Source organism: Streptomyces beihaiensis (genome assembly GCF_026274175.1).
In the GTDB taxonomy this organism is placed as follows: Bacteria; Actinomycetota; Actinomycetes; order Streptomycetales; family Streptomycetaceae; genus Streptomyces; species Streptomyces beihaiensis.
Genome location: NZ_JAPHNL010000079.1, coordinates 13,728 through 37,699, shown reverse-complemented (window position 1 = coordinate 37,699; position 23,972 = coordinate 13,728). Strand labels below are relative to the sequence as shown.

The 23,972-nt window shown below is 71.1% G+C and carries 23 protein-coding genes; 12 read left to right on the top strand and 11 right to left on the bottom strand.

Annotated elements, in window-relative coordinates; all coding sequences use genetic code 11:
• Positions 1-58: 58 nt before the first annotated feature.
• From OFY01_RS09545 to OFY01_RS09525, 5 genes are all read left to right on the top strand, one after another.
• Entirely contained in the window at positions 59-1,282 is a 1,224-nt protein-coding gene (locus tag OFY01_RS09545; protein WP_407700310.1) for a PucR family transcriptional regulator, read from the top strand.
• Between the two features lie 89 nt (positions 1,283-1,371).
• Positions 1,372-2,364, top strand: coding sequence for an ACP S-malonyltransferase (locus OFY01_RS09540; protein ID WP_266598316.1), 993 nt, complete (start codon positions 1,372-1,374; stop codon positions 2,362-2,364).
• Between the two features lie 17 nt (positions 2,365-2,381).
• Entirely contained in the window at positions 2,382-3,413 is a 1,032-nt protein-coding gene (locus OFY01_RS09535; protein ID WP_266598267.1) for a ketoacyl-ACP synthase III, read from the top strand.
• Positions 3,414-3,511: 98 nt separating this feature from the next.
• Positions 3,512-3,760, top strand: a complete 249-nt coding sequence (locus tag OFY01_RS09530; RefSeq protein ID WP_266598266.1) for an acyl carrier protein — start codon at positions 3,512-3,514, stop codon at positions 3,758-3,760.
• Between the two features lie 110 nt (positions 3,761-3,870).
• The gene (locus OFY01_RS09525) at positions 3,871-5,166 is read left to right on the top strand and encodes a beta-ketoacyl-[acyl-carrier-protein] synthase family protein (RefSeq protein ID WP_266598265.1); all 1,296 of its coding nucleotides are present in this window, start codon (positions 3,871-3,873) and stop codon (positions 5,164-5,166) included.
• Positions 5,167-5,336: 170 nt separating this feature from the next.
• Here the strand turns inward: OFY01_RS09525 and OFY01_RS09520 are convergent, their stop codons facing one another.
• On the bottom strand, positions 5,337-5,831 hold the full coding sequence (locus OFY01_RS09520; RefSeq protein WP_266598264.1) for a DUF3145 domain-containing protein: 495 nt from the start codon (positions 5,829-5,831) through the stop codon (positions 5,337-5,339).
• 310 nt (positions 5,832-6,141) lie between these two features.
• Here OFY01_RS09520 and OFY01_RS09515 point away from each other — a divergent pair, with 310 nt between their 5' ends.
• Together OFY01_RS09515 and OFY01_RS09510 are read left to right on the top strand one after the other, a co-directional pair.
• Positions 6,142-7,068 carry an SGNH/GDSL hydrolase family protein gene (locus OFY01_RS09515; RefSeq protein ID WP_266598263.1) on the top strand — a complete coding sequence of 309 codons (927 nt, stop codon included), beginning with the start codon at positions 6,142-6,144 and terminating at the stop codon, positions 7,066-7,068.
• A 67-nt stretch (positions 7,069-7,135) separates the two neighbouring features.
• A complete protein-coding gene (locus tag OFY01_RS09510; protein WP_266598262.1) occupies positions 7,136-8,143 on the top strand; it encodes an aldose epimerase family protein in 1,008 nt (335 codons plus the stop codon).
• Here the strand turns inward: OFY01_RS09510 and OFY01_RS09505 are convergent.
• Positions 8,133-10,673: a glycoside hydrolase family 3 protein gene (locus OFY01_RS09505; RefSeq protein WP_266598261.1), complete on the bottom strand. Its 2,541-nt coding sequence runs from the start codon at positions 10,671-10,673 to the stop codon at positions 8,133-8,135. The two genes, OFY01_RS09510 and OFY01_RS09505, sit on opposite strands and share 11 nt — an antisense overlap.
• Positions 10,674-10,773: 100 nt before the next feature.
• On the opposite strand from OFY01_RS09505, the gene OFY01_RS09500 reads away from it, so the two are divergent.
• Positions 10,774-11,373 (top strand): TetR/AcrR family transcriptional regulator, encoded by a 600-nt coding sequence (locus OFY01_RS09500; RefSeq protein WP_266598240.1) that lies wholly within the window; start codon positions 10,774-10,776, stop codon positions 11,371-11,373.
• Positions 11,374-11,470: 97 nt separating this feature from the next.
• Positions 11,471-11,890 carry an ASCH domain-containing protein gene (locus OFY01_RS09495; protein ID WP_266598238.1) on the top strand — a complete coding sequence of 140 codons (420 nt, stop codon included), beginning with the start codon at positions 11,471-11,473 and terminating at the stop codon, positions 11,888-11,890.
• 21 nt (positions 11,891-11,911) lie between these two features.
• Here OFY01_RS09495 and OFY01_RS09490 read toward each other — a convergent pair whose 3' ends face one another.
• The 4 genes from OFY01_RS09490 to OFY01_RS09475 form a co-directional block, all read right to left on the bottom strand.
• Positions 11,912-12,241, bottom strand: coding sequence for a YrdB family protein (locus OFY01_RS09490; RefSeq protein ID WP_266598236.1), 330 nt, complete (start codon positions 12,239-12,241; stop codon positions 11,912-11,914).
• Positions 12,238-13,026 (bottom strand): EI24 domain-containing protein, encoded by a 789-nt coding sequence (locus OFY01_RS09485; protein WP_266598234.1) that lies wholly within the window; start codon positions 13,024-13,026, stop codon positions 12,238-12,240. Before OFY01_RS09485 ends, OFY01_RS09490 begins: the two co-directional genes overlap by 4 nt.
• A 56-nt stretch (positions 13,027-13,082) precedes the next feature.
• Positions 13,083-13,505, bottom strand: coding sequence for an organic hydroperoxide resistance protein (locus tag OFY01_RS09480; protein ID WP_266598232.1), 423 nt, complete (start codon positions 13,503-13,505; stop codon positions 13,083-13,085).
• Between the two features lie 201 nt (positions 13,506-13,706).
• Positions 13,707-14,732, bottom strand: coding sequence for an NADP-dependent oxidoreductase (locus OFY01_RS09475; protein ID WP_266598230.1), 1,026 nt, complete (start codon positions 14,730-14,732; stop codon positions 13,707-13,709).
• 108 nt (positions 14,733-14,840) lie between these two features.
• Between OFY01_RS09475 and OFY01_RS09470 the strand changes: the two genes are divergently transcribed.
• Positions 14,841-15,317, top strand: coding sequence for a MarR family winged helix-turn-helix transcriptional regulator (locus tag OFY01_RS09470; RefSeq protein ID WP_266598228.1), 477 nt, complete (start codon positions 14,841-14,843; stop codon positions 15,315-15,317).
• A gap of 654 nt (positions 15,318-15,971) precedes the next feature.
• On the opposite strand, the gene OFY01_RS09465 is transcribed toward OFY01_RS09470, so the two are convergent.
• The 5 genes from OFY01_RS09465 to OFY01_RS32750 form a co-directional block, all read right to left on the bottom strand.
• A complete protein-coding gene (locus OFY01_RS09465) occupies positions 15,972-18,203 on the bottom strand; it encodes a hypothetical protein (RefSeq protein ID WP_266598226.1) in 2,232 nt (743 codons plus the stop codon).
• 31 nt (positions 18,204-18,234) lie between these two features.
• Entirely contained in the window at positions 18,235-18,681 is a 447-nt protein-coding gene (locus OFY01_RS09460; protein WP_266598224.1) for a hypothetical protein, read from the bottom strand.
• Positions 18,678-20,228 (bottom strand): PrsW family glutamic-type intramembrane protease, encoded by a 1,551-nt coding sequence (locus OFY01_RS09455; RefSeq protein WP_266598222.1) that lies wholly within the window; start codon positions 20,226-20,228, stop codon positions 18,678-18,680. The genes OFY01_RS09460 and OFY01_RS09455 overlap by 4 nt, the downstream gene beginning before the upstream one ends.
• Positions 20,225-20,626, bottom strand: coding sequence for a hypothetical protein (locus OFY01_RS09450; RefSeq protein ID WP_266598220.1), 402 nt, complete (start codon positions 20,624-20,626; stop codon positions 20,225-20,227). The genes OFY01_RS09455 and OFY01_RS09450 overlap by 4 nt, the downstream gene beginning before the upstream one ends.
• A 187-nt stretch (positions 20,627-20,813) precedes the next feature.
• The gene (locus OFY01_RS32750) at positions 20,814-21,488 is read right to left on the bottom strand and encodes an SCO2400 family protein (protein WP_456115286.1); all 675 of its coding nucleotides are present in this window, start codon (positions 21,486-21,488) and stop codon (positions 20,814-20,816) included.
• 224 nt (positions 21,489-21,712) lie between these two features.
• Here OFY01_RS32750 and OFY01_RS09440 point away from each other — a divergent pair, with 224 nt between their 5' ends.
• Both OFY01_RS09440 and OFY01_RS09435 read left to right on the top strand, forming a co-directional pair.
• Positions 21,713-22,879, top strand: a complete 1,167-nt coding sequence (locus OFY01_RS09440; RefSeq protein ID WP_266598216.1) for a mandelate racemase/muconate lactonizing enzyme family protein — start codon at positions 21,713-21,715, stop codon at positions 22,877-22,879.
• Positions 22,876-23,904: a zinc-dependent alcohol dehydrogenase gene (locus tag OFY01_RS09435; protein ID WP_266598214.1), complete on the top strand. Its 1,029-nt coding sequence runs from the start codon at positions 22,876-22,878 to the stop codon at positions 23,902-23,904. The genes OFY01_RS09440 and OFY01_RS09435 overlap by 4 nt, the downstream gene beginning before the upstream one ends.
• The last annotated feature ends 68 nt before the right edge of the window (positions 23,905-23,972 follow it).

Genomic DNA, 23,972 nt, shown 5'->3' with positions numbered 1-23,972 from the left:
GAGCACCGGTTCCCACCCTCCGCTCAGCCGAGCCGTCCCGATAAGGCAGTCTTGTTCCGTGCCCCAATCGGAATCAGCGCAGCCCCCAGAGAACACCTCCCCCGGCGAGCCGCACCAGCGGCCGCATCCGCACGCGGCAACGCTGAAGCGCCTCGAGAAGTCGTCCGGCGCCCTCGCCGCGCAGGCGATCACGCGCATGGACGAGACGCTGCCCTGGTACCGGGCCATGCCGCCGGAGAACCGGTCGTGGATCGGGCTCGTCGCGCAGGCGGGTATCGCGGCGTTCACAGAATGGTTCCGGCACCCCGACGCTCCGCAGGCGATCTCGACGGACGTGTTCGGCACGGCGCCGCGCGAGCTGACCCGGGCGATCACTCTGCGCCAGACCGTGGAGATGGTGCGCACCACCATCGAGGTCATGGAGAGCGCGATCGACGAGGTCGCCGCCCCCGGTGACGAGAGTGTGCTGCGCGAGGCGCTGCTCGTGTACGCACGCGAGATCGCGTTCGCGACGGCGCAGGTGTACGCGCAGGCGGCGGAGGCGCGCGGCGCCTGGGACGCCCGTCTGGAGTCGCTGGTCGTCAACGCGGTGTTGTCGGGCGAGGCGGACGAGGGCGCGGTCAGCCGGGCCGCGGCGCTCGGCTGGAACGCCCCGGAGCATGTGTGCGTGGTGCTCGGCACAGCACCGGACGGCGACAGCGAACTGACCGTGGAGGCGATCCGGCGGGCGTCGCGGCACGCGAAGGTGCAGGTCCTGACGGGTGTGCTCGGCAACCGGCTCGTCGTGATCGCGGGCGGCAGCGACAATCCGCTGGCCGTGGCGAAGTCGCTGATCGGCCCGTTCGCGGCGGGCCCCGTGGTGGCCGGGCCCGTGGTGCCGGACCTGCTCGCGGCGACCCGGTCCGCGCAGGCCGCGGCCGCGGGGCTCAAGGCGTGCGGGGCGTGGCAGGACGCTCCGCGGCCGGTTCTGGCGGACGATCTGCTGCCGGAGCGCGCCATCGCGGGAGACCCGTCCGCGCGCGAGCAGTTGGTGGAGGAGATCTACAGACCGCTGGAGGAGGCGGGCTCGGCGCTTCTGGAGACGCTCAGCGTCTATCTGGAGCAGGCGAGCAGTCTGGAGGGCGCGGCCCGAATGCTCTTCGTGCACCCGAACACCGTCCGCTACCGGCTCCGACGTGTGACCGACGTCACCGGATGGTCACCGTCCGATGTCCGCTCGGCGTTCACCTTGCGTATCGCGCTGATCCTGGGGCGTCTGGTCGACGCGGATCCCCAGTCGTAGGATTTTGTCGGGGGTCTACAATTCCCCCTTCGGTTCTTCGTCCCTGTCCCCACGGGCGGCCCGACCCGTCCCCAAGAGAGAGTGTGAGAGTGCTCGTACTCGTCGCTCCCGGCCAAGGCGCCCAGACGCCCGGCTTCCTGACTCCCTGGCTCGAACTGCCCGGCGCCGCCGCCCGCGTCGCCGCGTGGTCCGACGCCATCGGCCTCGACCTGGCCCACTACGGCACGCAGGCCGACGCGGACGCGATCCGTGACACGGCCGTCGCCCAGCCGCTGCTCGTGGCGGCCGGTCTGCTGTCGGCCTCCGCCCTAGGAATCGACGCGGCGGCCCGAAGGGCCTCGGCCGAGGGCGGTGGCGGGCGACGGGAGGAACAGGCCGCGCCCGGCGCGGTGGCGGGGCACAGCGTCGGCGAGATCACCGCGGCCGCGTTCGCGGGCGTGCTCGACGACACCACGGCCCTGACGCTCGTGCGCAGGCGTGGCCTGGCGATGGCCGAGGCCGCCGCGATCACCGAGACCGGCATGTCGGCGCTGCTCGGCGGCGACCCCGAGGTGACGGTCCCGCACCTGGAGAAGCTGGGCCTGACCCCGGCGAACGTGAACGGCGCGGGCCAGATCGTGGCCGCCGGCACGCTCGAGGAGCTGGCCGCGCTGGCCGAGGACAAGCCGGAGGGTGTGCGCCGCGTGGTGCCGCTGAAGGTGGCCGGAGCGTTCCACACCCGCCACATGGCTCCGGCCGTGGCGAAGCTGGAGGAGGCCGCCGCGGAACTGGCCCCGGCCGACCCCGCGGTCACGTACGTGTCGAACAAGGACGGCAAGACGGTCGCGACCGGCGCCGAGGTGCTCTCCCGCCTCGTCGGCCAGGTCGCCAACCCGGTCCGCTGGGACCTGTGCATGGAGACGTTCCAGGAGCTCGGCGTGACGGCGCTGATCGAGGTCTGCCCGGGCGGCACCCTCACCGGCATCGCCAAGCGCGCCCTGCCCGGCGTCAAGACACTGGCCCTGAAGACCCCCGACGACCTCGACGCGGCCCGCGATCTGATCGCCGCCACCGCCGAAGCCGCCGCCGAAGCCACGGCCTGACAGGAGACCCGAGCAGCATGTCGAAGATCAAGGCAAGCAAGGGTGCCCCGTACGCGCGCATCCTCGGCGTCGGCGGCTACCGCCCGACGCGGGTCGTCCCGAACGACGTGATCCTCGAGAAGATCGATTCGTCCGACGAATGGATCCGTTCTCGCTCCGGCATCGCCTCGCGGCACTGGGCGAGCGACGAGGAGACCGTCTCGATGATGTCGGTCGAGGCGTCCGGCAAGGCCATCGCGGACGCGGGCATCCGGCCCGAGCAGGTCGGCGCCGTGGTCGTCTCCACCGTCTCGCACTTCGCGCAGACCCCGGCCATCGCGACGGAGATCGCGGACAAGCTGGGCACGGACAAGGCCGCCGCGTTCGACATCTCCGCGGGCTGTGCCGGTTTCGGCTACGGGCTCACCCTCGCCAAGGGCATGATCGTCGAGGGCAGCGCGGAGTACGTCCTCGTGATCGGCGTGGAGCGGCTCTCGGACCTGACCGACCTCGGGGACCGGGCGACCGCGTTCCTGTTCGGCGACGGTGCCGGCGCGGTGGTCGTGGGCCCCTCCCAGGAGCCCGCGATCGGCCCGACGGTCTGGGGCTCGGAGGGCGACAAGGCCGGGACGATCAAGCAGACCGTGCCGTGGAACGTGTTCCGGGTCGGCGACGTGTCGCAGCTGCCGCTGGACTCCGAGGGCAACGTCAAGTTCCCCGCGATCACGCAGGAGGGCCAGGCGGTCTTCCGCTGGGCCGTGTTCGAGATGGCGAAGGTCGCCAAGGAGGCGCTGGACGCCGCCGGGCTCTCGCCGGACGACCTGGACGTCTTCATTCCGCACCAGGCCAACGAGCGGATCATCGACTCGATGGTGAAGACACTCAAGCTGCCGGAGCATGTCACGGTCGCCCGCGACGTGCGCACCACCGGGAACACCTCGGCCGCCTCGATCCCGCTCGCGATGGAGCGGCTCCTGGCGACCGGTGAGGCGAAGAGCGGCGACACCGCGCTCGTCATCGGCTTCGGGGCGGGTCTCGTGTTCGCCGCGACGGTCGTTACCCTCCCCTAGGCATCCCGTACGGATCATCAGGTCCGCACGGTCACAACAACCTGCCGCTGCCGCGGCGGGCGCCACACCCTCTGGATACACACCGAAGGAGCGCCACAATGGCCGCCACCGAGAAGGAGATCGTCGACGGTCTCGCTGAGATCGTCAACGAGATCGCCGGCATCCCCACCGAGGACGTCCAGCTGGACAAGTCCTTCACCGACGACCTGGACGTCGACTCGCTGTCCATGGTCGAGGTCGTCGTCGCCGCCGAGGAGAAGTTCGACGTCAAGATCCCCGACGACGACGTCAAGAACCTCAAGACCGTCGGCGACGCCACGAAGTACATCCTCGACCACCAGGCCTGAGTCACACGCCTCAGACCGTAAGGTCAGTCGCTCCGCCACCCGGCGGTGGCGCCGTAGTCCCCGCGGAAGCGGGGGTTGTCCTCCTCGCATCTGTTGGAGAAAGAATTCCCGTGAGCTCGACCAATCGCACCGTGGTCGTCACCGGTATCGGCGCAACCTCACCGCTGGGTGGCGACGCGACATCCACTTGGGAGGGCCTTGTCGCCGGTCGTTCCGGCGTCAAGCCCCTCGACCAGGAGTGGGCCGCCGAGCAGGCGGTCCGTATCGCGGCACGGGTCGCCGTGGAGCCCGGCGAGGTCCTTCCTCGTCCGCAGGCCCGCAGGCTGGACCGTTCCGCGCAGTTCGCGCTGATCGCCGCCAAGGAGGCGTGGGCCGACGCCGGCTTCACCGACAAGGCGGGCACGCAGACGTCAGACGCTTCCGCGCCGGGCGCGTCCGTGGACCCCGACCGGCTGGGCGCCGTCATCGCGTCCGGCATCGGCGGCGTGACCACGCTGCTCGACCAGTACGACGTGCTGAAGGAGAAGGGCGTACGCCGCGTCTCCCCGCACACCGTCCCGATGCTGATGCCCAACGGCCCCTCCGCCAACGTGGGGCTGCTCGTGGGCGCCCGCGCGGGCGTGCACACCCCGGTCTCCGCCTGCGCCTCGGGCGCCGAGGCCATCGGGTACGCGATCGAGATGATCCGCTCCGGCCGTGCCGACGTCGTCGTCGCGGGCGGTACCGAGGCGGCCATCCACCCGCTGCCGATCGCCGCGTTCGGCAACATGATGGCGATGTCCAAGAACAACGACGACCCGCAGGGCGCCTCGCGCCCCTACGACGTCGCCCGTGACGGCTTCGTCCTCGGTGAGGGCGCGGGCGTGATCGTCCTGGAGTCCGCCGAGCACGCCGCGGCGCGCGGCGCCCGCGTCTACGCGGAGGCGGTCGGCCAGGGCATCTCCGCCGACAGCCACGACATCGTGCAGCCGGAGCCGGAGGGCCGCGGTATCGCGCACGCCCTGCAGAACCTGCTGGACAACACCGACCTGGACCCGGCCGAGATCGTGCACGTCAACGCGCACGCGACGTCGACGCCCGCCGGTGACGTGGCCGAGCTGAAGGCGCTGCGCAAGGTCTTCGGCGACGACATGGACCACATGGCCGTCTCCGCGACGAAGTCGATGACCGGGCACCTGCTCGGTGGCGCGGGCGGTGTGGAGACCGTGGCGTCGATCCTGGCGCTGTACCACCGGGTGGCTCCGCCGACGATCAACGTCGAGGAGATCGACCCCGAGGCCGAGGCCGCGGCCGACATCGTCCGCGGTGAGGCCCGCAAGCTTCCTGTCGAGGGCCGGATCGCCGCGCTGAACGACTCGTTCGGGTTCGGCGGCCACAACGTGGTTCTGGCGTTCCGGTCCGTGTGACGGTCCGTCCCGCCTGACCTGACGGTGGGCCCGCCCCGGACCGGGGGCGGGCCCACCTTCTCGTTGTCACGGGTCTTTCCGCCACGGGCCCTTCTGATACGGGCCTTTCCGCCACGGGGCTCTCCGCCGCGGGCCTTGCCGCCACGGCGAGGTGGCTGCGCGACCTGTGACTACACCACCTGGTGGAGCCACCTCACCGGGGCGCCCTCGCCCGCGTAGCGGAAGGGCTCCAGTTCGTCGTCCCAGGGCTTGCCGAGGAGTCTGGTCAGTTCGGACTCGAGGTCCGTCTCACCGTCCTGGGCGCGGGAGAGGGCCGCGCGCAGGCGGTCCTCCGGGATGAGGATGTCGCCGTGGATACCGGTGACGGCGTGGAAGATGCCGAGCTCGGGCGTGGCGCTGTAGCGCTCACCCTCCGCGGCCTCGCACGGCTGTGCGGTCACCTCGAAGCGCAGCAACTGCCAGCCGCGCAGCGCGGAGGCGAGCTTGGCGGCGGTGCCGGGCTCGCCCTGCCAGGAGAACTCCGAGCGCCAGGTGCCGGGCGCGGCGGGCTGTCTGATCCAGTCGAGGCTGACGCGCGCGCCCAGGACGCCCGCGACCGCCCATTCGACGTGCGGGCACAGCGCGCGCGGAGCGGAGTGCACGTACAGGACTCCACGTGTCGTCACCGGGACCTCCCGTGTGGGTCGAGGTTCGCCTCCCGGCGGCCTCGCGCCCGTGCCGAACCTTCATTCCCTTTCACCGAACCGAAAAGGTACCGACAAAAAGGGACACATCTGACGTGTTGTAATTTAGCGGAACCGGTACAGCGGGGTATCACTGGGTCGTCCGGTGGCCCCGGGGCGAGGCTATCGCGCGGAACTGCAAGGAGTGTGACGTACCGTCGGTACCGGTGCGCTTCGACACCGACCTTTCACTCGGCGGGGCGCACCTTTGACCGACGTAGGACAACACGCGCGGCGACAGAGGGGAGCACGGATGGGGGTCAGGCGGACCAGAGGTAACCGGCCGAACACCGTTCGGGCCGTCGCCGGTGTCGTGGCGGCGGCCGCGCTCGGTGTCTCGGCGCTCACCGGGTGCGACGCGTCGGGCGGCAACTCTCCGGCTTCCTCCGGCTCCACGGCCGGGGGCCCGTCGCCGAAGTCCGCCGCGGTGTGGGACACGCGGCCGCGATCGATCGCCGCGGTGGGCGACTCGATCACGCGCGGGTTCGACGCGTGCACCGTGCTCTCCGACTGCCCCGAGGCGTCCTGGGCGACCGGTTCCGATCCGCGGGTCGACAGCCTCGCCGTACGGCTGCTCGGCAAGGGCCGGGCCAGGACGCACAGTTGGAATCTGGCCAGGACCGGGGCCCGGATGGCCGATCTGTCCGGGCAGATGGCGCGGGCCGGGGCCAGGAACCCCGACCTGGTGACCGTGATGGCCGGAGCCAACGACGCGTGCCGGCCGACGGTCGCGTCGATGACGCCGGTCACCGAGTTCCGCTCCGAATTCGAGACGGCGCTGCACCGCCTCCGGCAGGAGGCGCCGCAGGCGCAGGTGTACGTGATGAGCGTGCCGAACCTCAAGCGGCTCTGGTCGCAGGGGCGGAACAACCCGCTGGGCAAGGAGGTGTGGCGGCTGGGCATCTGCTCGTCGATGCTCGCCGACCCGGACGACCTGACGGCCGCGGCGACCGAGCGCCGCGCGTCGGTGCAGGAGCGGGTGGAGGAGTACAACCGGGTCCTGAAGAGCGTGTGCGCGAAGGACGAGCGGTGCCGGTACGACGGCGGCGCGGTGTTCGGGTACCGCTTCGGCGAGGAGCAGTTGAGCCACTGGGACTGGTTCCACCCGAGCCGGGACGGCCAGGCACGGCTCGCCGCGCTCGCCTACCGCGGGGTGACGGCGAAGGAGCCGCCGAGCTGAGCCGCCGTGCGCCCGGCGGGCCAGTGGGTCGGTGGGCCACCGGGTCGGTGGGCGTAGGGTCGTGATCATGTACAGCGAATTCTTCGGCTCTCTGCCGGGCGGCGGCGACCTCGGCAGCCACGACGTCCACCGCGTGACCCTGGAGCGGGACGGGGTGCGGGCGCGCGTCCTGACGTACGGGGGCGTCCTGCAGTCGGTCGAGGTGCCGGACGCGGCGGGCACGGTCGCCGACGTCGTGCTCGGCCTCCCGGCGCTCGACGGCTATCTGGCGCATCCGGGCCCGTATCTGGGCGCGCTGGTCGGCCGGTACGCGAACCGGATCGCGCGCGGCCGTTTCCCGCTCGACGGCCTGATCTACCACCTGGAGCAGAACAACGGGCCCAACGCCCTGCACGGCGGCGCTCACGGCTTCGACAAGCGGGTGTGGGCGGCGCAGGCGGCCGGTGAGCACGGGGTGCGGCTCAGCCGGACCTCGCCGCACGGCGAGGAGGGGTTCCCGGGGCGGCTCGACGTCTCGGTGACGTACGCGCTGGAACCGGGCGGGGCGCTCTCGATCTCGTACGAGGCCGTCACCGACGCGCCGACCGTCGTGAACCTGACCAACCACGCCTACTGGAACCTGGCGGGCGCCGGGTCCGGGGACGCCGCCAAGAGCCACGAGGTGCGGATCGACGCGGCGCGGATGACGGCGGTGGACGACGACCTGATCCCGACCGGTGAGCTGCGCGCGGTGGACGGGACCCGGTTCGACTTCCGTGCGGCGCGCGTGCCGGGGCCGGGTCACGACCACAACTACGTCCTCGACAAGGGCGTCACGGACGAGCCGGTGCCCGTCGCCGAGCTGCGCGATCCGGTGTCGGGGCGGGTCCTGACGGTGGCGACGACCGAGCCGGGCCTTCAGCTGTACACGGCGGACCACTTCGACGCCGGGCTGCCGTTCACGCCCGGCGGCGGCATCGCGCTCGAGACGCAGCACTTCCCCGACTCCCCGAACCGGCCCGATTTCCCGAGCACCGTCCTGCGACCGGGCGAGGTGTTCCGGTCGCGGACGGTGTACGGGTTCGCTACGGCTTGAGCTCCAGGCGTGTCGTGACGCGGGCGTCGGTGAGCGAGCGGCCCGCCGTCAGGTGGTAGCCGCCGTCGCGCAGGGTCCAGGCGTGCGCCGTCTCGTCCCAGGTCTCGAAGGCGCGGCGCGGGAGTTCGAGGCGGGCTTCGACCGTCTCACCGGGCGCCGCGATCACGCTCGCGAAGGCGGCGAGCCAGCGGGCGGGGCGGTCCGCGTCGGGTTCGGCCGGGGACAGGTACAGCTGGACCACCTCGCGGCCGGGGCGGGGCCCCGTGTTGCGGACGCGGACCGTGGCGGTGACGGTGGCAGTGGCAGTGGCGGCAGGGCCAGTGACGCCGGTTGTGCCGGTGGTGCCGGTGGTTGCGGTCACGTCGACCGACTCGTACGTCCAGTCGGTGTAGCCGAGGCCGTGGCCGAACGGGTAGGCGGGTGTCGCGCCGGACCTCTCCCAGGCTCGGTAGCCGATGAACACTCCTTCGGAGTAGGCGAGTTGACCGTCCTGTGGTGTCACACGGGTGACGGGCGCGTCGGCCAGGGCGCCCCACGTGGTGGGTAGGCGACCGCCGGGCTCCTCGGTACCGAGCAGGACGTCGGCGAGCGCGTCGCCGCCCTCCTGGCCGGGGAACCAGCTGAGCAGCACCGCCGCCACGTCGTCCCGCCACGGCAGCTCCACCGGGGAGCCGGAGTTGACGACCACGACGGTGTTCGGGTTGGCGGCGGCCACGGCACGGACCAAGTCGTCCTGGCGGCCGGGGAGTCGCAGGTCCGTGCGGTCGAAGCCCTCGGACTCGACGGTCTCGGTCGTGGCGACCACGACGACGGCCACATCGGCCTCGCGGGCGGCGTCGACCGCCTCGGCGATCAGCTCGTCCGGGTCGCGGCGCGGCCCGAGGTGCAGGAGGCCGAAGACGACGGCGGGCATCGGCATCTCGAAGGGCAGTTCGACCGGGTGGCGCAGGGAGACCGGCACGGGCTCCCCGGCGGTCAGCCGGACCGTGGCCCGCTCGCGCGGCGCCCCGAAGAACGCCTCGAACGGGTCGCTCTCGGCGCCCATCTCCTGGGTTCCGTCGTAGACGACGGTGTCGTCGACGCGCAGGGTGAAGCCACCGAGGCCGCGCGTGCCGAAGGAGTGCTCGCCGCTCTCCCGGGGCGTGAACGTGCCCGTGATCTCGACGCTGTGCAGCGCGTCGTGGCTGACGCCGTCGGGCAGGTCGGAGCCGAGCCACTGGACCTGCCCCGTGGGCAGTGAGCGCTCGCCGATGACGTCGCCCGCGGCGTTCCGGCAGACCGCGCGCAGTTCGAACCCCTGGTCGGCGTAGGCGAGTTCGTCGCTCGGGTCGGCGCCGACCGCGTACGTCAACGCGCCTTCGGGCAGCGCGGCGGTGAGGCCGTCGAGCGGGGAGGCGACGCGGGCCGGGAAGACGGTGGCGGAGCCGCCGCCGAGGATCCGGGCGTCGCGGGCGGCGGCGCCGATGAGGGCGACCTCGGCGCCGGACCGCAGTGGCAGGACACCGCGGTTGCGGACGAGGACGAAGGAGCGGCGGGCGATCTCGCGGGCGAGCGCGGTGCCGTCGACCGGCTCGGGCGGCCGGGTGACGGCGGGTTCGGCGCCGTCGAGCGCGCCGACGCGGGCGGCGAGCCGGAGCACGTTGCGCACGGCCGCGTCGACCTCGGACTCGTCGGCCTCGCCCGCGCGCACGGCGGCGGCGAGCGCGGGCCCGTACACGGTCGTCGGCCCCGGCATGGCGACGTCGAGGCCGCCCTTGACGGCGCCGACGGTGGAGCGGGCGGCGAGCCAGTCGGAGACGTTGAAGCCGTCGAAGCCCCATGAGCCGCGCAGGACGCCGTGGACGAGGTGGCGGTGCTCGGTCATCGACGTGCCGTTGACGGTGTTGTAGGCGGTCATGATCCCCCACGGGCGGGCGCCGGTGACGATGGCCTCGAAGGGCGCCAGGTACAGCTCGCGCAGGGCGCGTTCACCGACCACGTTGTTCACGGTGAAACGGTCGGTCTCGGCGTCGTTGGCCACGAAGTGCTTGACCGTGGTGGCGACGCCGCCGGACTGGACGCCCTGTACGTAGCCGGTGCCGATGGCGCCGGTGAGGTACGGGTCCTCGCTGTACGCCTCGAAGTGGCGGCCGCCGAGCGGGGAGCGGTGCAGGTTGACGGTCGGGGCGAGCAGGACGTGGACGCCCTTGCGGCGGGCCTCCTGGGCGAGCAGCCTCCCCGCGCGACGGGCGAGTTCCGGGTCCCAGGTGGCGGCGAGGGCGGTCGGGGACGGGAGGGCGACCGACGGGTCGTCGGCGCTCCAGCGCACACCGCGTACGCCGATCGGGCCGTCCGACATGACGATCGACCGCAACCCGATCTCGGGGATCGCGGGCAGCGACCACATGTCCTGCCCGGACAGCAGCCGCGCCTTGGTGTCGAGGTCGAGCTTGCCGAGCGCGGCCTCGACCACCGCCTCGACCGCGGCCTCACGGGCCCGGTCCCGCGCCGTGTCGCCCTGGTCCCCGCGGTTCCCGTTCCCGTACGTCATGCGCCGCAACCTCCTCGTCGAAGCCTGATCCCATCCGGGAGAGCGCCACCCATCGTGCACCCGTCACCTGTGACACGGTAGGTTTCGTTATCTTCTCGTGATGTCATACGGTGACGGCATGAGCAGCACAAGGACCGCGCGGAGCGGGGAACGGCGGGCCGCGATCCTGCGGGCCGCGCTCGAAGTGATCGCCGAGCGCGGGTATCGGGGCGCGAGCCTCGCGGCCGTCGCCGAGCGGGTGGGTCTCACGCAGCAGGGCCTGTTGCACCACTTCCCGACGAAAGAGGCGCTGCTGGTCGCCGTTCTGGAGGACCGGGACCGCTGGGACTCGGTGCCGGACGGCCAGCTGCGGCCGGATCTGCTCGCCTCGCTGGTGGAGTACAACGCGATGCGGCCCGGCATCGTGCAGACCTTCTCGGCGCTGCTCGGCGAGTCGGTGACCGAGGGCCATCCGGCGCGGGAGTTCTTCACCCGCCGTTATGTCGGCGTGCGCGGCTCGATGGCACAGGTGCTGCGCGGCGCCTACGGGGACCGGCTGCCCGGCGGCCTCACCCCGGAGCAGGCGGCGCCGCTGCTCGTGGCCGTGATGGACGGATTGCAGTACCAGTGGCTCCTCGACCCGGACGCCGTGGACATGCCGGGGGCGTTCCGGGACTTCATGGCACTGCTCGAAGGCGCGGCCGTCGACCGGCCGAGCTGACCGGGAGCGGGGAGCCGGAGCGGGAGCGGGAGCGGGAGCGGACAGCCGGAGCGGGAGCGGACAGCCGGAGCGGGAGCGGCCGCAGTACGCTCCCCCGATGGGACACGATGACCTTCCAACCCTTGAACTCGCCTTTCCCGGACCGGAACGCGACCGTGGCGTCGCCGCGATCCTGAGCGGCCGCAAGACCGCGCTCACGGGTCTACTGGAGATCTACGAGCACGCCGGGGAGGCACTGCCGCGGGTCGGCCAGCGGTTCTCGGTGCTCGACTCGGAGGGTGCGCCCGCCGTCACGATCGAGGTCGTCGAGGTGCGAGTGGTGCGCATGAGGGAGATCGACGACGACTTCGCGCGCGCGGAAGGGCGTGGCTACGCCGACGCGGCGCAGTGGCGGGCGGCCCACGAGGAGTTCTTCCGGAGCGAGGGCGTGGCCGGGTTCCTGGGGCGTCGCCCCGTCATCGACGGCGACACCCTCGTCGTCGCCGAACGCTTCCGGGCGGTCGTCGAGGCCCGGTAGGGGCTCGGCGGCACCGTCCGGTCACTGCCGCCAGTGGACGGCCAGCGCCTTGCTCACCGCGCAGACCAGCGCGAAGACCGCCGCCCACACGTACCCGCAGGACAGTGCCAGGGCCACGACGCCCGCACCGAACCAGACCAGCTCGAACGCCACGCGCAGCGCTCCGCGGGCCCGGTGCCGGGCCTTCGGGGCGCCGAAGAGGGACCAGGTGACGATCATCGCGGCGAGAGCGGCCAGGCCGTACAGCCAGGCCAGGGCGGGGGACACGTCGCGGGTGAAGCCGTAGGCGCCCACGGCCGCGAGCGCCGTCAGCTCGGCCAGGAAGAGGACTGCCAGGTTCGCCGTCCTCATGCGGGTGTTCCCGTCCGGGCCTCGTCCGCCCGGTCCGGGCGGGGCTCACCCGGGCCGTCCAGGTCGCGTGCGAGCAGCGTCGCGCCCGCCACCGCCCCCGGCATCAGGAACACCGCCACGAACGGGACAAGGAAGGCAAGGGCGAGCGGCGTGCCGAAACCCCAGGCCAGTCCCCTGCGGGAGCGCAACAGGGTCAGACGGGTGCGGAGGTCGAGGCCGCGGCGCTGAAGGGCGATCGCCGTCAGTTCCTCCGTGAGGAAGAAGCCCGTGACGAGGAAGCCGACGGCCGGGACGACCGTCTGGCCTACGAACGGCAGGAAGCCGAGGGCGAAGAGGAGAAGGCCCCACAGGGCCGCCCTGATCAGGACGCGGACGCTGTCGACGGCCGAGATCCACAGGTCCCGCCAGAGCGGGAGGCCGGACTCGGGCGCGTGGCCGTCCTCCGCGATGTCGACCCGCTCGGAGAGGGACTCGTAGAACGGCTGGCCGATCAGAAGCGTCACGGCTGTGAAGGTCAGGACCGCGAGGAGGAGGGCCAGGGCGAAGAGGACCGCTGTGAGGAAGCCGCGGAAGAGGCCCTGCCAGGGGGAGGTCCAGGGGTCGGCGAACGGCGTCGCCCAGGTGACGAGGTCCCCGCCCCACAGCGCCAGGCAGATCAGCGCCGCCGCGTAGAGGACGAGGGTGATCAGGCCGGGCAGCAGGCTCCGGCCGTACTGCCGGCCGTGCCGGGCGACCCAGCGCTGCCCTTTCACCAGATAGCCGAAGCCCGCCCCGAGGTCATGCATGGCGCACACCCTACGGGACGGGCCGTTCGAGCCGGTACGGCCGGTTCGGGTGCGGCTCAGACGGTGAGCGTGACCGTGATGTTGCCGCGGGTCGCCTTGGAGTAGGGGCAGACCTGGTGGGCCTTCTCGACCAGCTCGCGGGCGGTGGTGGTGTCGACGTTCGGGATCGACGCCGAGATGTCGACGATGATGCCGAAGCCGTCGTCGTTCTTGCCGATGCCGACCTTCGCGGTGACCGTCGAGCCCGACACGTCGGCGCCCTCCTGGCGGGCGACCACGGCGAGGGCGCCCTGGAAGCAGGCGCTGTAACCGGCCGCGAAGAGCTGCTCCGGGTTGGTGCCCGCGCCCGAACCGCCCTGCTCCTTGGGCGGGTTGACGACGACGTCGAGCTTGCCGTCGTCGGTGGCGACACGGCCGTCGCGGCCGTTCTCGGCGGTGGCTACGGCGGTGTAGACGACGTCGGACTGCGTGATGGCCATGCCCGTACTCCCTAGCTCTGCAAGTCGAAAAATCCGAAAGACGGAAACTGTCATCCGTAAAGCGGAATCAGACTATCGGACGGGTCCGCGAACGAAAGTGGCCCCCGTCACAGCACCCGAGAAGCGGGTGTATGGACGGGGGCCAGGGCCGGGTTTCGCGAGCCCCGAGCCGCGAGCCGCGAGCCGCGAGCCGCGAGCCGCTCAGAGCTTCACGATCATCTTTCCGGTGTTGTCGCCGCGCAGGACCCCGAGGAACGCCTCCAGGTTGTTCTCGATGCCCTCGACAACCGTCTCGCGGTACTTCAGCTCGCCGGAGCGGACCCATGCGCCGACCTCCGCCACGAACTGCGGCTGCAGGTCGTAGTGGTCGCCGACGAGGAAGCCCTCGATGCGGCCGCGGGTCTGGATAAGGCGGGTCAGGTTGCGCGGGCCGGGGGCCGGCTCGGTGTTGTTGTAGGCGGAGATCGCGCCGCAGATGACGATGCGGCCGTCGCGGTTGAGGCGGGCGATGGCGGCCTCCAGGTGGTCGCCGCCGACGTTGTCGAAGTAGACGTCGATGCCGTCGGGGGCCGCCTCCTTCAGCTGCTGGTGGACGTCGCCGTTCTTGTAGTTGAAGGCCGCGTCGAAGCCGTACTCCTCGACGAGCAGCTTCACCTTCTCGTCCGAGCCGGCCGATCCGATGACCCGCGAGGCGCCCTTGAGCTTGGCGATCTGGCCGACCTGGCTGCCGACCGCGCCCGCCGCACCGGAGACGAAGACACTGTCGCCCTCCTTGAAGGCGAGCGTACGCAGCAGGCCCGCATACGCCGTCAGGCCCGTCATGCCGAGCACGCCGAGATACGTCGACAGCGGCGCGGCGTCCGGGTCGACCTTCACGGCCTGCTTGGCGTCGAACGTCGCGTACTCGCGCCAGCCGAAGAAGTGCAGCACGTGGTCGCCGACGGCCACGGCCTCGTCGTTCGAGGCGAGCACGACGCCGACCGCGCCGCCCTGCATGGCCTTGCCCAGCTCGTACGGGGCGACATACGACTTCGCGGCGCTCATGCGGCCGCGCATGTACGGATCCACGGACACGTACAGGTTCCTGACCAGGATCTGGCCGGGGCCCGGCTCGACGACCGGGGCCTCGCGCAGCTCGAAGTCCGAGGGCTCGGGCCAGCCCACAGGGCGGCTGATCAGGGCCCACTCACGGCCGGTGGCGGGGATCTGAGGGGTGTCGGCGGACATGCGCTGATCCTTCGGGAGAGAACGGGGGGTGCCCAGATTGTTTCAGGTGCTGAAATAACCATGCGCCTGAACATTTCAGCATGTCAAGTAAATGGGTATTCTGGACGCATGACCACACCGTGCCGCACCCGTATGGACCCCCTGACGCTCGAGGTCGTCGAGCTGATCGGCGAGGTCGTCGCGCGCTACCACCAGGAGTACGAGGAGGCCGCCGCGCGGCACGGTCTCACCGGGGCACAGGCGCGGGTCCTCGGTCTGCTCTCGTTGGAGCCGCTGCCGATGCGACAGGTGGCGCAGCGCCTGAAGTGCGAGCCGTCGAACGTGACCGGCATCGTGGACCGGCTGGAGGCGCGCGGCCTCGTCGAGCGGCTGTCGTCCCCCGGCGACCGGCGGGTCAAGACGGCCGCGCCGACCGCCGAGGGGCGGCGCGTGGCCCGAGCGCTCGGCGACTCGCTCGACTTCGCGCGCGAGCCACTGGCCGGGCTCTCCCGGGACGAGCGGCTCGCCTTCCGGGGGATGCTGCGGCGGATGCTGGGGGCGGCCGGAGCGGAGCCGGAGGCAGGAGCCGAGGCGGAGGCCGGCTGATACTCCAGCAGGATTTTGGTGTCTGACCTGGACTTTCGCCAAGTGCCGGAGAGTGGCGGGACTTCGATCGTGCGAGGGCCGTCGCACGCAGGCCGCTCCTCGGTCCTGTGGCAACGCCGCAGATGGTGACGGCGGTGGGCGACTGCTTGACGCCGACGGCGCCCGTTCGACCGGCTCAGCGCGTGGTGCCGTCCGCGGTGCCCGCTCAGGCGCGGGGGCCGCTTCGCGCCGTCGCCCGCCCCAGGAGACCTTCTCCCATGCCTCGTCCGGGGCCTGCGGGAACAAGCCATCGATTCCTGAACATCCCATGCTGCACTGGGACTTGAGCACGGCCGGCTTGTAGCCGGCACCCGACTTGCTCCAGCAGCCGGCAAAGCCGGCTGTCCTGAGCGTGGGCGGAATCTGCGGTGCCCCGGGCCAACGAGCGATGGCTCGCCGAACCGACGAACCGGAAACTCCACAGATCCTCGCATCGGAGCGCCACCGAGCTGGAGCGCGACATCCGGCAGTGGATCAACGAGTGGAACAAAGCCCCAAGCCGTTCGTCCGGACCAAGACCGCCGGCCGGATCCTCGACGCCCTCGCCGCATGCCGCCGGCGCATTATCGACTCAGGACACCGGGCCCCTCGGATCATGACGACCCGCGCTGCCCCTCAGGTCGCCGAGGTGGACTTGCGGCGGCGGGTGGAGCCGTCGCGGATGAAGAACAGCAGCAGCGCCACACCGGCCCCGACGGCGACCAGGACCCCGTTGCGGGAGGTGAGGAAACCGGTGATGCGGTCCAGGGTGCTGACTCCGGGCCCAGTGGCCGTGTCGCCGAGCCAGATCGACCCGTCGGACGCCTTCGACGGGCTTTCCCCTGCCGATCGGACGGTCTTCTCCAGGCCCGGGATCGCCTTGTTCATGGCCGCCTCGCTGAGCTTGCTGGAATGCACCTTGCTGAAGTCGACGCCGCCGACGGTCAGCTTGTAGATCATGGTCGTACCGCCGACGTGCCTGGTGTAGTGGTACGTGAAGTCGCCCTCCTTGACGGCACGCACATAGTTCTGGAACACCTGCTGCGGCCGCCACGGCCCCTTGAGCTTCGCCGGCCCCAGATTCCCCGAGTCGATCAGCTTGTCGAAGGACGTCCTGTGACCTTCGGCGTGCCGGTCACGGATCCACTGCGCGACAACTCGGGCCATGAAGGCTTGGCGTATCGGCGCATACTGCGGGTCGGTGTTGACGGCCTTCTGCACCTTCGGAATGATCAGCCGTTTGTCCAGCGCGGCGTTGTGCGCTGTTGCTTGTGGATCGGTGTTGCACGCCGACCGCCCGGCGAGGGAAAGGTCGATGGGCTCGGTCCTGACGCGTAGATCGGCCTTCAGTACGTAGAGCGAGTCACCGCTCTCGCGAACCTGTACATCACCCGGAACGATCCACAGCCGCGAGGAGTAGCAGCTCGTCTTCCCGGTGTGGGCGAACTTGTCCCAGAATTCGGAGCCGAGGGCGGTCTTGGGGTCGAGCAGCTTCGCGGACGTCTGCTTCATGTGCCAGTCCGCGTCCAACAGGGCTCGCCCGGCGTAGGTCTGACCGAGCTTCGGGTCGATGATGCGGTCCGGCTGATCAGGGTTGAGGTTGACCCAGAACGTATTCGGACCGAGCACCAGCCAGGTCCGGAGGTCCGCCATGCCGACGATCGCTTCGGCCCGGCCCTCGGCGCCGTTCTGGTAGGCCCCCGGCTTGCCGGGTGCTGTGGAGAAGGCGTACTTGACCTTGGCTCCGGCATCGTCCGACATGTAGCGGAGCTGGAGCCGGGTGAAGTCGACACCGCCCAGTTTCTGCTGGGCGAGAGCCTTGCCGAGAGCGCTGCTTCCGCCGCACGGCGACGCTGCTGCCGCCATGACCATCTCCTGCACGCCGGACGACCCGGGGCAATCACTCTTGCCGTTGATCTGCGCCCTGGCGACAGCAGGCCCTTTTTCGACCCAGCCGTCGTACGCGTTCAGAAAGACCGGCACCAGATCTTTCAAGATAATTGACGACCGGGTGGCCATGGGCGATCCGGCTTTATCGTAGAAAGTAAGAGCAGTCGCGCGCTTTATCCTGACGCCATCACTTTCCAATGCCGCCTTGCAGGTATTACAGTTGGTTCTTGCTCCGACCTCGAGATCGATCGGCTCTTTGAATATCGCCCGTCGGGCTTCCCTGATCTTTCGCTCCGGTGTCCCTTCCGGTGCCACCTGCCTGACGACGTTTTCGACGGCCTCCTTGAGCCAGCTGGCCCAGCGAGTTTCCGCATGCAGAGTACCGCCGCCTTCGTCCTCCAGGCCGTTTCCGGAACCGGCGGCGAGAGTGAGGATCTGCGGCGTCCCCCTCCAGTCCGACATGTCTCCCAGCAGAAGCTCCGCGGCCGTGTCAAAATCCGCAGCATCATCGGGTTTCAGCATGGCCGCCTTGAGCGGACTGAACCGATCACGGTCTCGCTCGCTCAGTTTTTGGCGACCTTCCTCGGTGAGCGTCCCTCCCCTTTCGGACACATAAGCATTGAGGCGCCCGAGGAACTCGTCCTGGCGCCCCTTCAGCAGGTCAGGAAGTTTTGCATCATCTTTCATCCAGTCGAAATTCCAGAATATTTTATCGATATTTCGCGTAAAATGATGCCCCTCGCCCGCCTCGGGCGCTTTTTGGAGCATGGGCCATCCGTGGGCGGCGAATTCTTTCAGAGTGGCGGCGAACGACCGAAATTCTGGAATCGCTACGGCCTTCTTCGCGAAGTATCCCATTCGCCCTTTTTGGAGCACGCGGCCCTTGGGGACCAGCAGTTCCTGGCTGCCGGGCTCAGGGGCACGGGCTGCGGCGGAGGAAACCGTGCCCGCCGCGGTGAGCGCGACGAGGAAGGACAAAGTGGCCAGGAGCGCCGCGAGGCGCCGGAACCTACGACGACGCACTGTGCGGACCTCCGGTCGAGGGCAGCACGCCCGCCCAGTACAGGTAATCGGTCAGCGCCTGGCGCTGAGCGTCGGTCGCCCCGGGGCCCGGCATCTGTGGAGGCGGACCGAAGCCGGCCGCCCCGCCCGGCGAAGCCGCTGCGGCCGCCGCACCCGCCGCGCTGAGCGCTCGGCCCGCGCTGCGCAGGACCAGGACACCGGCCACGGCCAACGCCGCCACCGCCAGCAGGTCGACCACGAGGGAACCGGTCGCCGACGTCCCCGCCGAACATGTCCGGTGCCTCATGACGTCGCCCACGCTGATGTTCGGCGCGTACCCGATCCCGACCGCACAGGCCGAAGCCTCCTGCGGAGCCAGCAGCAGCACGGCGGCCGCCGCCGCCCCGCAGGCCCCGATCCGCGCCGCCACCCGCGCCGTCCGACCTCCGCTCATACGTGGACCGCCCTCCGCTCGTTCTTCAACCGCAGCACCCGAAGGCGCAGTTCGCCGCCTCGCGACTCCTCGCCGTCCCTCTGGGCGCCGGAATCCCGTTGGGCCCGCCAGGCCGCCAGGTCCAACTGGGCCGACTGGATGCGGTGCAGAGCGAGCGCCGTGGACCTGCCGTAGCGGCGCCAGGTGTTGACCAGCGCCCAGAAGCGCAGTTGCGGCGATCCGAGCACGGCGGTCTCGCCTGCCGTGATAGCCCCGGACGCCGCACCTTGGGGCGCGGCGGCTTCGGCCGAGACCGCCGCCCGCAGCGTGTGGCCGCGCGTCCGCATGCCAGTCACCAGCAATGCCACCGCCAGTATCAGGAAAGGCAGTTGGGGAAGCAGCCAGAAGAAGGGGGAGGCCACCAGCGTGTCGAAGGTGGTACCGGTGGTGACATGCGAAAGGGACGCGAGCCAGCCGGACACCGTCTCGGCTCCGACCTCCCCGCCCGCCGCCGCCAGCAGGCCGAGCGCCATCAGCCGGCCACGTGAGACGCCGTCGGCCGGTGCGCCCGCGCGCCGCGCCGACATGGCCGCGCCGCACGCGGCGCCCAACAGCGCCCCGAAGGTCACCTCTCCGCCGAACACCCCGATCGACTGGCGGATCCAGTACTCGAAGCCACCCGTCGGGCCGAACAGCGGGCCGAGCGTCCCGTAGATCTGGATATAGAGGACCCCGGCCACGAAGTTGTAGCCCAGACCGGCGGCGGCGCCGAGCACCAGTCCCGTCACCGTGTCGGTGATGCGGTGACGTAGGGCCGTCAACAGCAGGACGATCCCGGCCGCCAGCGCCAGCGAGTTGACGACGCTCAGGTGCACGATCAGCAGGTCGGTACTCTTGGAGACGGCCGCGTTCGCCTTCCCGATCCCGCTGAGGCCGTTCTGACCGAGATGAGTGAAGACGTCCTTGTCCAGCAGCCCTTCGATCGCGCCACTGGCCAGCCCGGTGTCGGCGCGGCCGATGCCGAACACCAGCAGCGCTCCCCAGGCGAACGCCCCGCAAAGGGCCGTCCAGGACACGCGGCCGAAGCGGACCACCGCGCGCAGCAGGAGCAGCACCGCCAGGGTGGTCGGTACGCACAGCAGGGTGACCGGGAAGAACTCGGTGAGCACGACGATCGGGATCAGCCCGGGGGGCAGTAGCAGGCAGCCCACGGTGATCCAGGTCAACGTGGCGGCCCGGCGGTCGGTCAGGCCGTTACCGAAGCGACGGACCACCGCGGCGGCGATCTGGAGGACGGCGCCGAGAGCGATCCCTGCCAGGACGACCCAGAAGACCGCCTCCGGTGTGGCGAGCAGACGGTTCAGCTTGCCCTGGACGCCCTTGTACGAGTAGAAGATCGACAGCGCCGGTTCGTGCGGCAGCAGGTGCGGACGGACCAGGTTGACACCCAGCTCGACCAGATAGAGCGCGGTGAAGAGCCGGGCGACGAGCAGCGCCCGCGCCCGGACCAGCGAGTCGTCGCGGAAGGACGCCGAGAGTGGCCGCAGCGGACCGCGAAGCCGGTTCACTGGCCGCCTCCGGAAAGACTCGGCATCCCGCTCAGGCTCGGAAAGCCGGAGGGCAGGGTCGTAGGGAAGCCGGACGGCAGACCGGTCGGGTATCCAGACGGCAGCGTGGTCGGGTATCCCGACGGCAGCGCGGTGGGGTATCCCGACGGCAGGCTGGTGGGAACAGTGCTCGGCGGGAGCGAGGGGGGCGACGTCGGGAGATCGGTGGGCAGTCCCGACGGGAAGCTCGGGATCTTCGGCACCTTCGGCACCTTCATCGCGTTGGCGCCACTGAGATCCAGCCCCAGTGACACCGCCAGCAGCACCGCGCCCACCACACCCGCGGACGTCAGCAGCCGGAACTGTGTCCGCGTCACGGCACGGCGCTCGTCGTCGCCGTTCCGATCGTCGTCGTTCACCGGCAAAGCACCAGTCACCGCCCTCCCCCGTCACTGACACCACGCCCGCCCTCAGACGTGACGCATGGTCAACTGACCAATATAGGTGTGGGGTTGATGGCCACAAGGAGCATTTTGCGTCACCTTCGGCGCGGTGCGCGCCGCCCGGCGGACGCGCGCAGACGCTGCCCGGCGACGCACCACTGCCTCAGGTGCACCACCACAAGAACCGCGTACACGTGTCCGACGGCTTCGGTTCGGGGGTCGGCGTGGGGGACGACGGCTCGCCGGTCGTCGCGGTCGGGCCCGGTGTCGTCGGCGCCGTCTGCCGTGTCGGCTGTCCGCTCGGCGGCGCCGCCGCCGAAGACGACGGTGCTGTGGCGCTGCTCCTCGCACTCGCCGACGGCGAGCCGTCGTCGGCCGACGGGCTCGGCGAGTCGGATGCCGACGCCGTGGCCGCGGAGGCGGCGGAGGCGGCGGAGGAGGACCTCGTCGCGCCGGGCCGGTCGGGCGCGGTCGGGCCGGGGGCCGTCTCGGCCGGGTCGGTCACCCCCTCGGAGATGTCCGGCGCCGCGCGGGGCGCGTCGCCCGGCGCCTCCGAGCCGAGTTCGGCGAGGCTCACACCGCCCGCCGCCAGGGCCAGGCCCGCGGTGGCGAGGAGGATACGGTTGCGCCTGCGGCGGTGTGCCCTGCGCGAGCGGGTGCGGCGGCGACTGTGCGGACGCCTGGGCTCGGCCGTCTCGGGCACGGCCCGAGTTCCGTCGTCCGTCTCGTACGCGACGGTCGAACCGGCCTGGGCACGCACCTCTTCGGCGGGAGTGCCGCAACCAGGGCAGGCCAGGGCGCCGTTGAGGTGTCTGTGGCACAGGTGGCAGTAATCCATGACGTACGGAGGCTATGGGCCCGGCCGGTCACGAAAAAAGGCCATGCCGTGAATCTTGTGTGTGGACGGGCGTGTCGCACCGAGGCTGCCCCTAGGTCACGTCTTCACCACGGCTGGGCCTCCTGGCCGCGCAGACCCATTGACACCCCCGTGGACCGGTCTTACTGTCACGCCAGCATTTCGAACGTGTGACGAAATATCGAACGGCTCAGGGGGCAACTGCCTTGCGCATCACGGGAATCAGCACACATGTCGTCGGCACTCCGTGGCGGAATCTCACCTACGTCCAGGTGCACACCGACGAGGGGATCACGGGCGTCGGCGAGACCCGCATGCTGGGCCACACCGACGCACTCATCGGGTACCTGAACGAGGCGAAGACCAATCACATTCTCGGCTCCGACCCGTTCGCCGTCGAGGACCTCGCACGACGCATGAAGTACGGGGACTACGGGCGGGCGGGCGAGATCGTCATGTCCGGCGTCGCCGTGATCGAGATGGCCTGCTGGGACATCAAGGGCAAGGCGCTCGGCGTGCCGGTCTGGCAGCTGCTCGGCGGCAAGGTGACCGACAAGGTCAAGGCGTACGCCAACGGCTGGTACACCACCGAGCGGACCCCGGAGGCGTACCACAAGGCGGCGCAGGGGGTCATGGAGCGCGGGTACAGGGCGCTGAAGATCGACCCCTTCGGCACCGGCCACTTCGAGCTCGACCACGAGCAGACGCTGTACGCCGTCTCGCTGATCGAGGCCGTCCGCGACGCCATCGGGCCCGACGCCGAACTGATGCTGGAGATGCACGGCCGCTTCTCCCCCGCCACCGCGATCCGGCTCGCGCACGAGATGGCACCCTTCAAGCCCGCGTGGCTGGAGGAGCCGGTGCCGCCGGAGAACCTGAAGGCCCTGGAGAAGGTCGCCGCGAAGGTGGACATGCCGGTGGCGACCGGCGAGCGGATCCACGACCGGATCGAGTTCCGCGAGCTCTTCGAGAACCAGGCCGCCGACATCATCCAGCCCGACGTCGGCCACATCGGCGGCATCTGGGAGACCCGGAAGCTGGCGGCGACCGCCGAGACCCACTACATGCTGGTGGCCCCGCACAACGTGGGCGGACCGGTACTGACCGCCGCCTCGCTCCAGGTCGGCTTCACCGCACCGAACTTCAAGATCCTGGAGCACTTCAACGACTTCGCCGACGCCGACATCAAGAAGGTGATCAAGGGCGCGCCGCGGGTCGACCCGGAGACCGGATGCTTCCACCTCAGCGAGGCCCCCGGCCTCGGCGTGGAGCTCGACGTCGACGCCGCGGCCGAGTTCCCGCAGCAGCAGGCCCGGTTCGACCTGTGGGCCGAGGGCTGGGAGAAGCGCGACCCGAAGGGCGGCGGCAAGTGACCTCCGCCGCGTCCGGCGCCGCGGGCTCCGCCGTCGTCGTGGAGGCGCCCGGCAGCCACCGCCTCGTCCCGCACTCCCCCGCCGAGCCGGGCCCCGGCGAGGCGCGGGTGCGTGTGCACGCGGTGGGCATCTGCGGCAGCGACCGCGAGGTCTACCAGGGCAACCGCCCCGAGGGCTACGTCCGCTACCCGCTCACCCCCGGCCACGAGTGGTCCGGCACGGTGGAGGCGGTCGGCGACGGCGTGCCCGGGGCGCTGACCGGCCGCAAGGTGGTCGGCGAGGGGTTCCGCAACTGCCAGGTGTGCGAGCGGTGCCACGCCGGCGAGACGACGTTGTGCACCGCCGGGTACGAGGAGACGGGGTTCACCCGGCCGGGCGCGATGGCCACGACGCTGACGCTGCCCGCGCGACTGCTCCACGTCCTGCCCGACGACGCCGACCTGACGGCCGCGGCGCTGCTCGAACCGGCCGCGTGCGTGGCCGCCGCGGCGCTGCGGGCCGAGGCGGTGCCCGGACAGCGGGTGGCCGTCGTGGGAACGGGAACCCTGGGCATGTTCGCCGTCCAGTTCCTGGCCGCCGCGGCCCCGGCCGAGCTGCTCGTCGTCGGGACGCGCGACGAACGCGCCGCCCTGTCGCGGCAGTTCGGCGCCACGGACTTCAGGCTGCGCACGGGCGAGCTGCCCGACGACTTCGACGTGGTGATCGAGACGGCCGGTTCCGCGTCGGCCGCCCGCACGGCGGCCTCGCTGCTGCGGCGCGGCGGACGGCTCGTGCTCACCGGTATCCCGGCGGCGGGGGCGGACGGGCTCGACCCGACCGACCTGGTGGTGCGGCAGCTGGAGGTGCGCACCGTGTTCGGAGCGCCGCCCGCGGCCTGGGCGCACGCCGTGCGGGCGTTCGGGGCGGGCCTGCTCGACCCGGCGCCGCTCGTCACGCACGAACTGCCGCTCGACCGGTTCACCGAGGCCATCGACCTGGTGGGAGCCGGGGACCCGAAGGTGGGGAAGGTGCTGCTGCGCCCGTAACGGCCGCCCACGGCGGCCGGCGACGCACCACCGGCTCCGCGCGACCGGCTCTCGGGCACCGGCTCCCG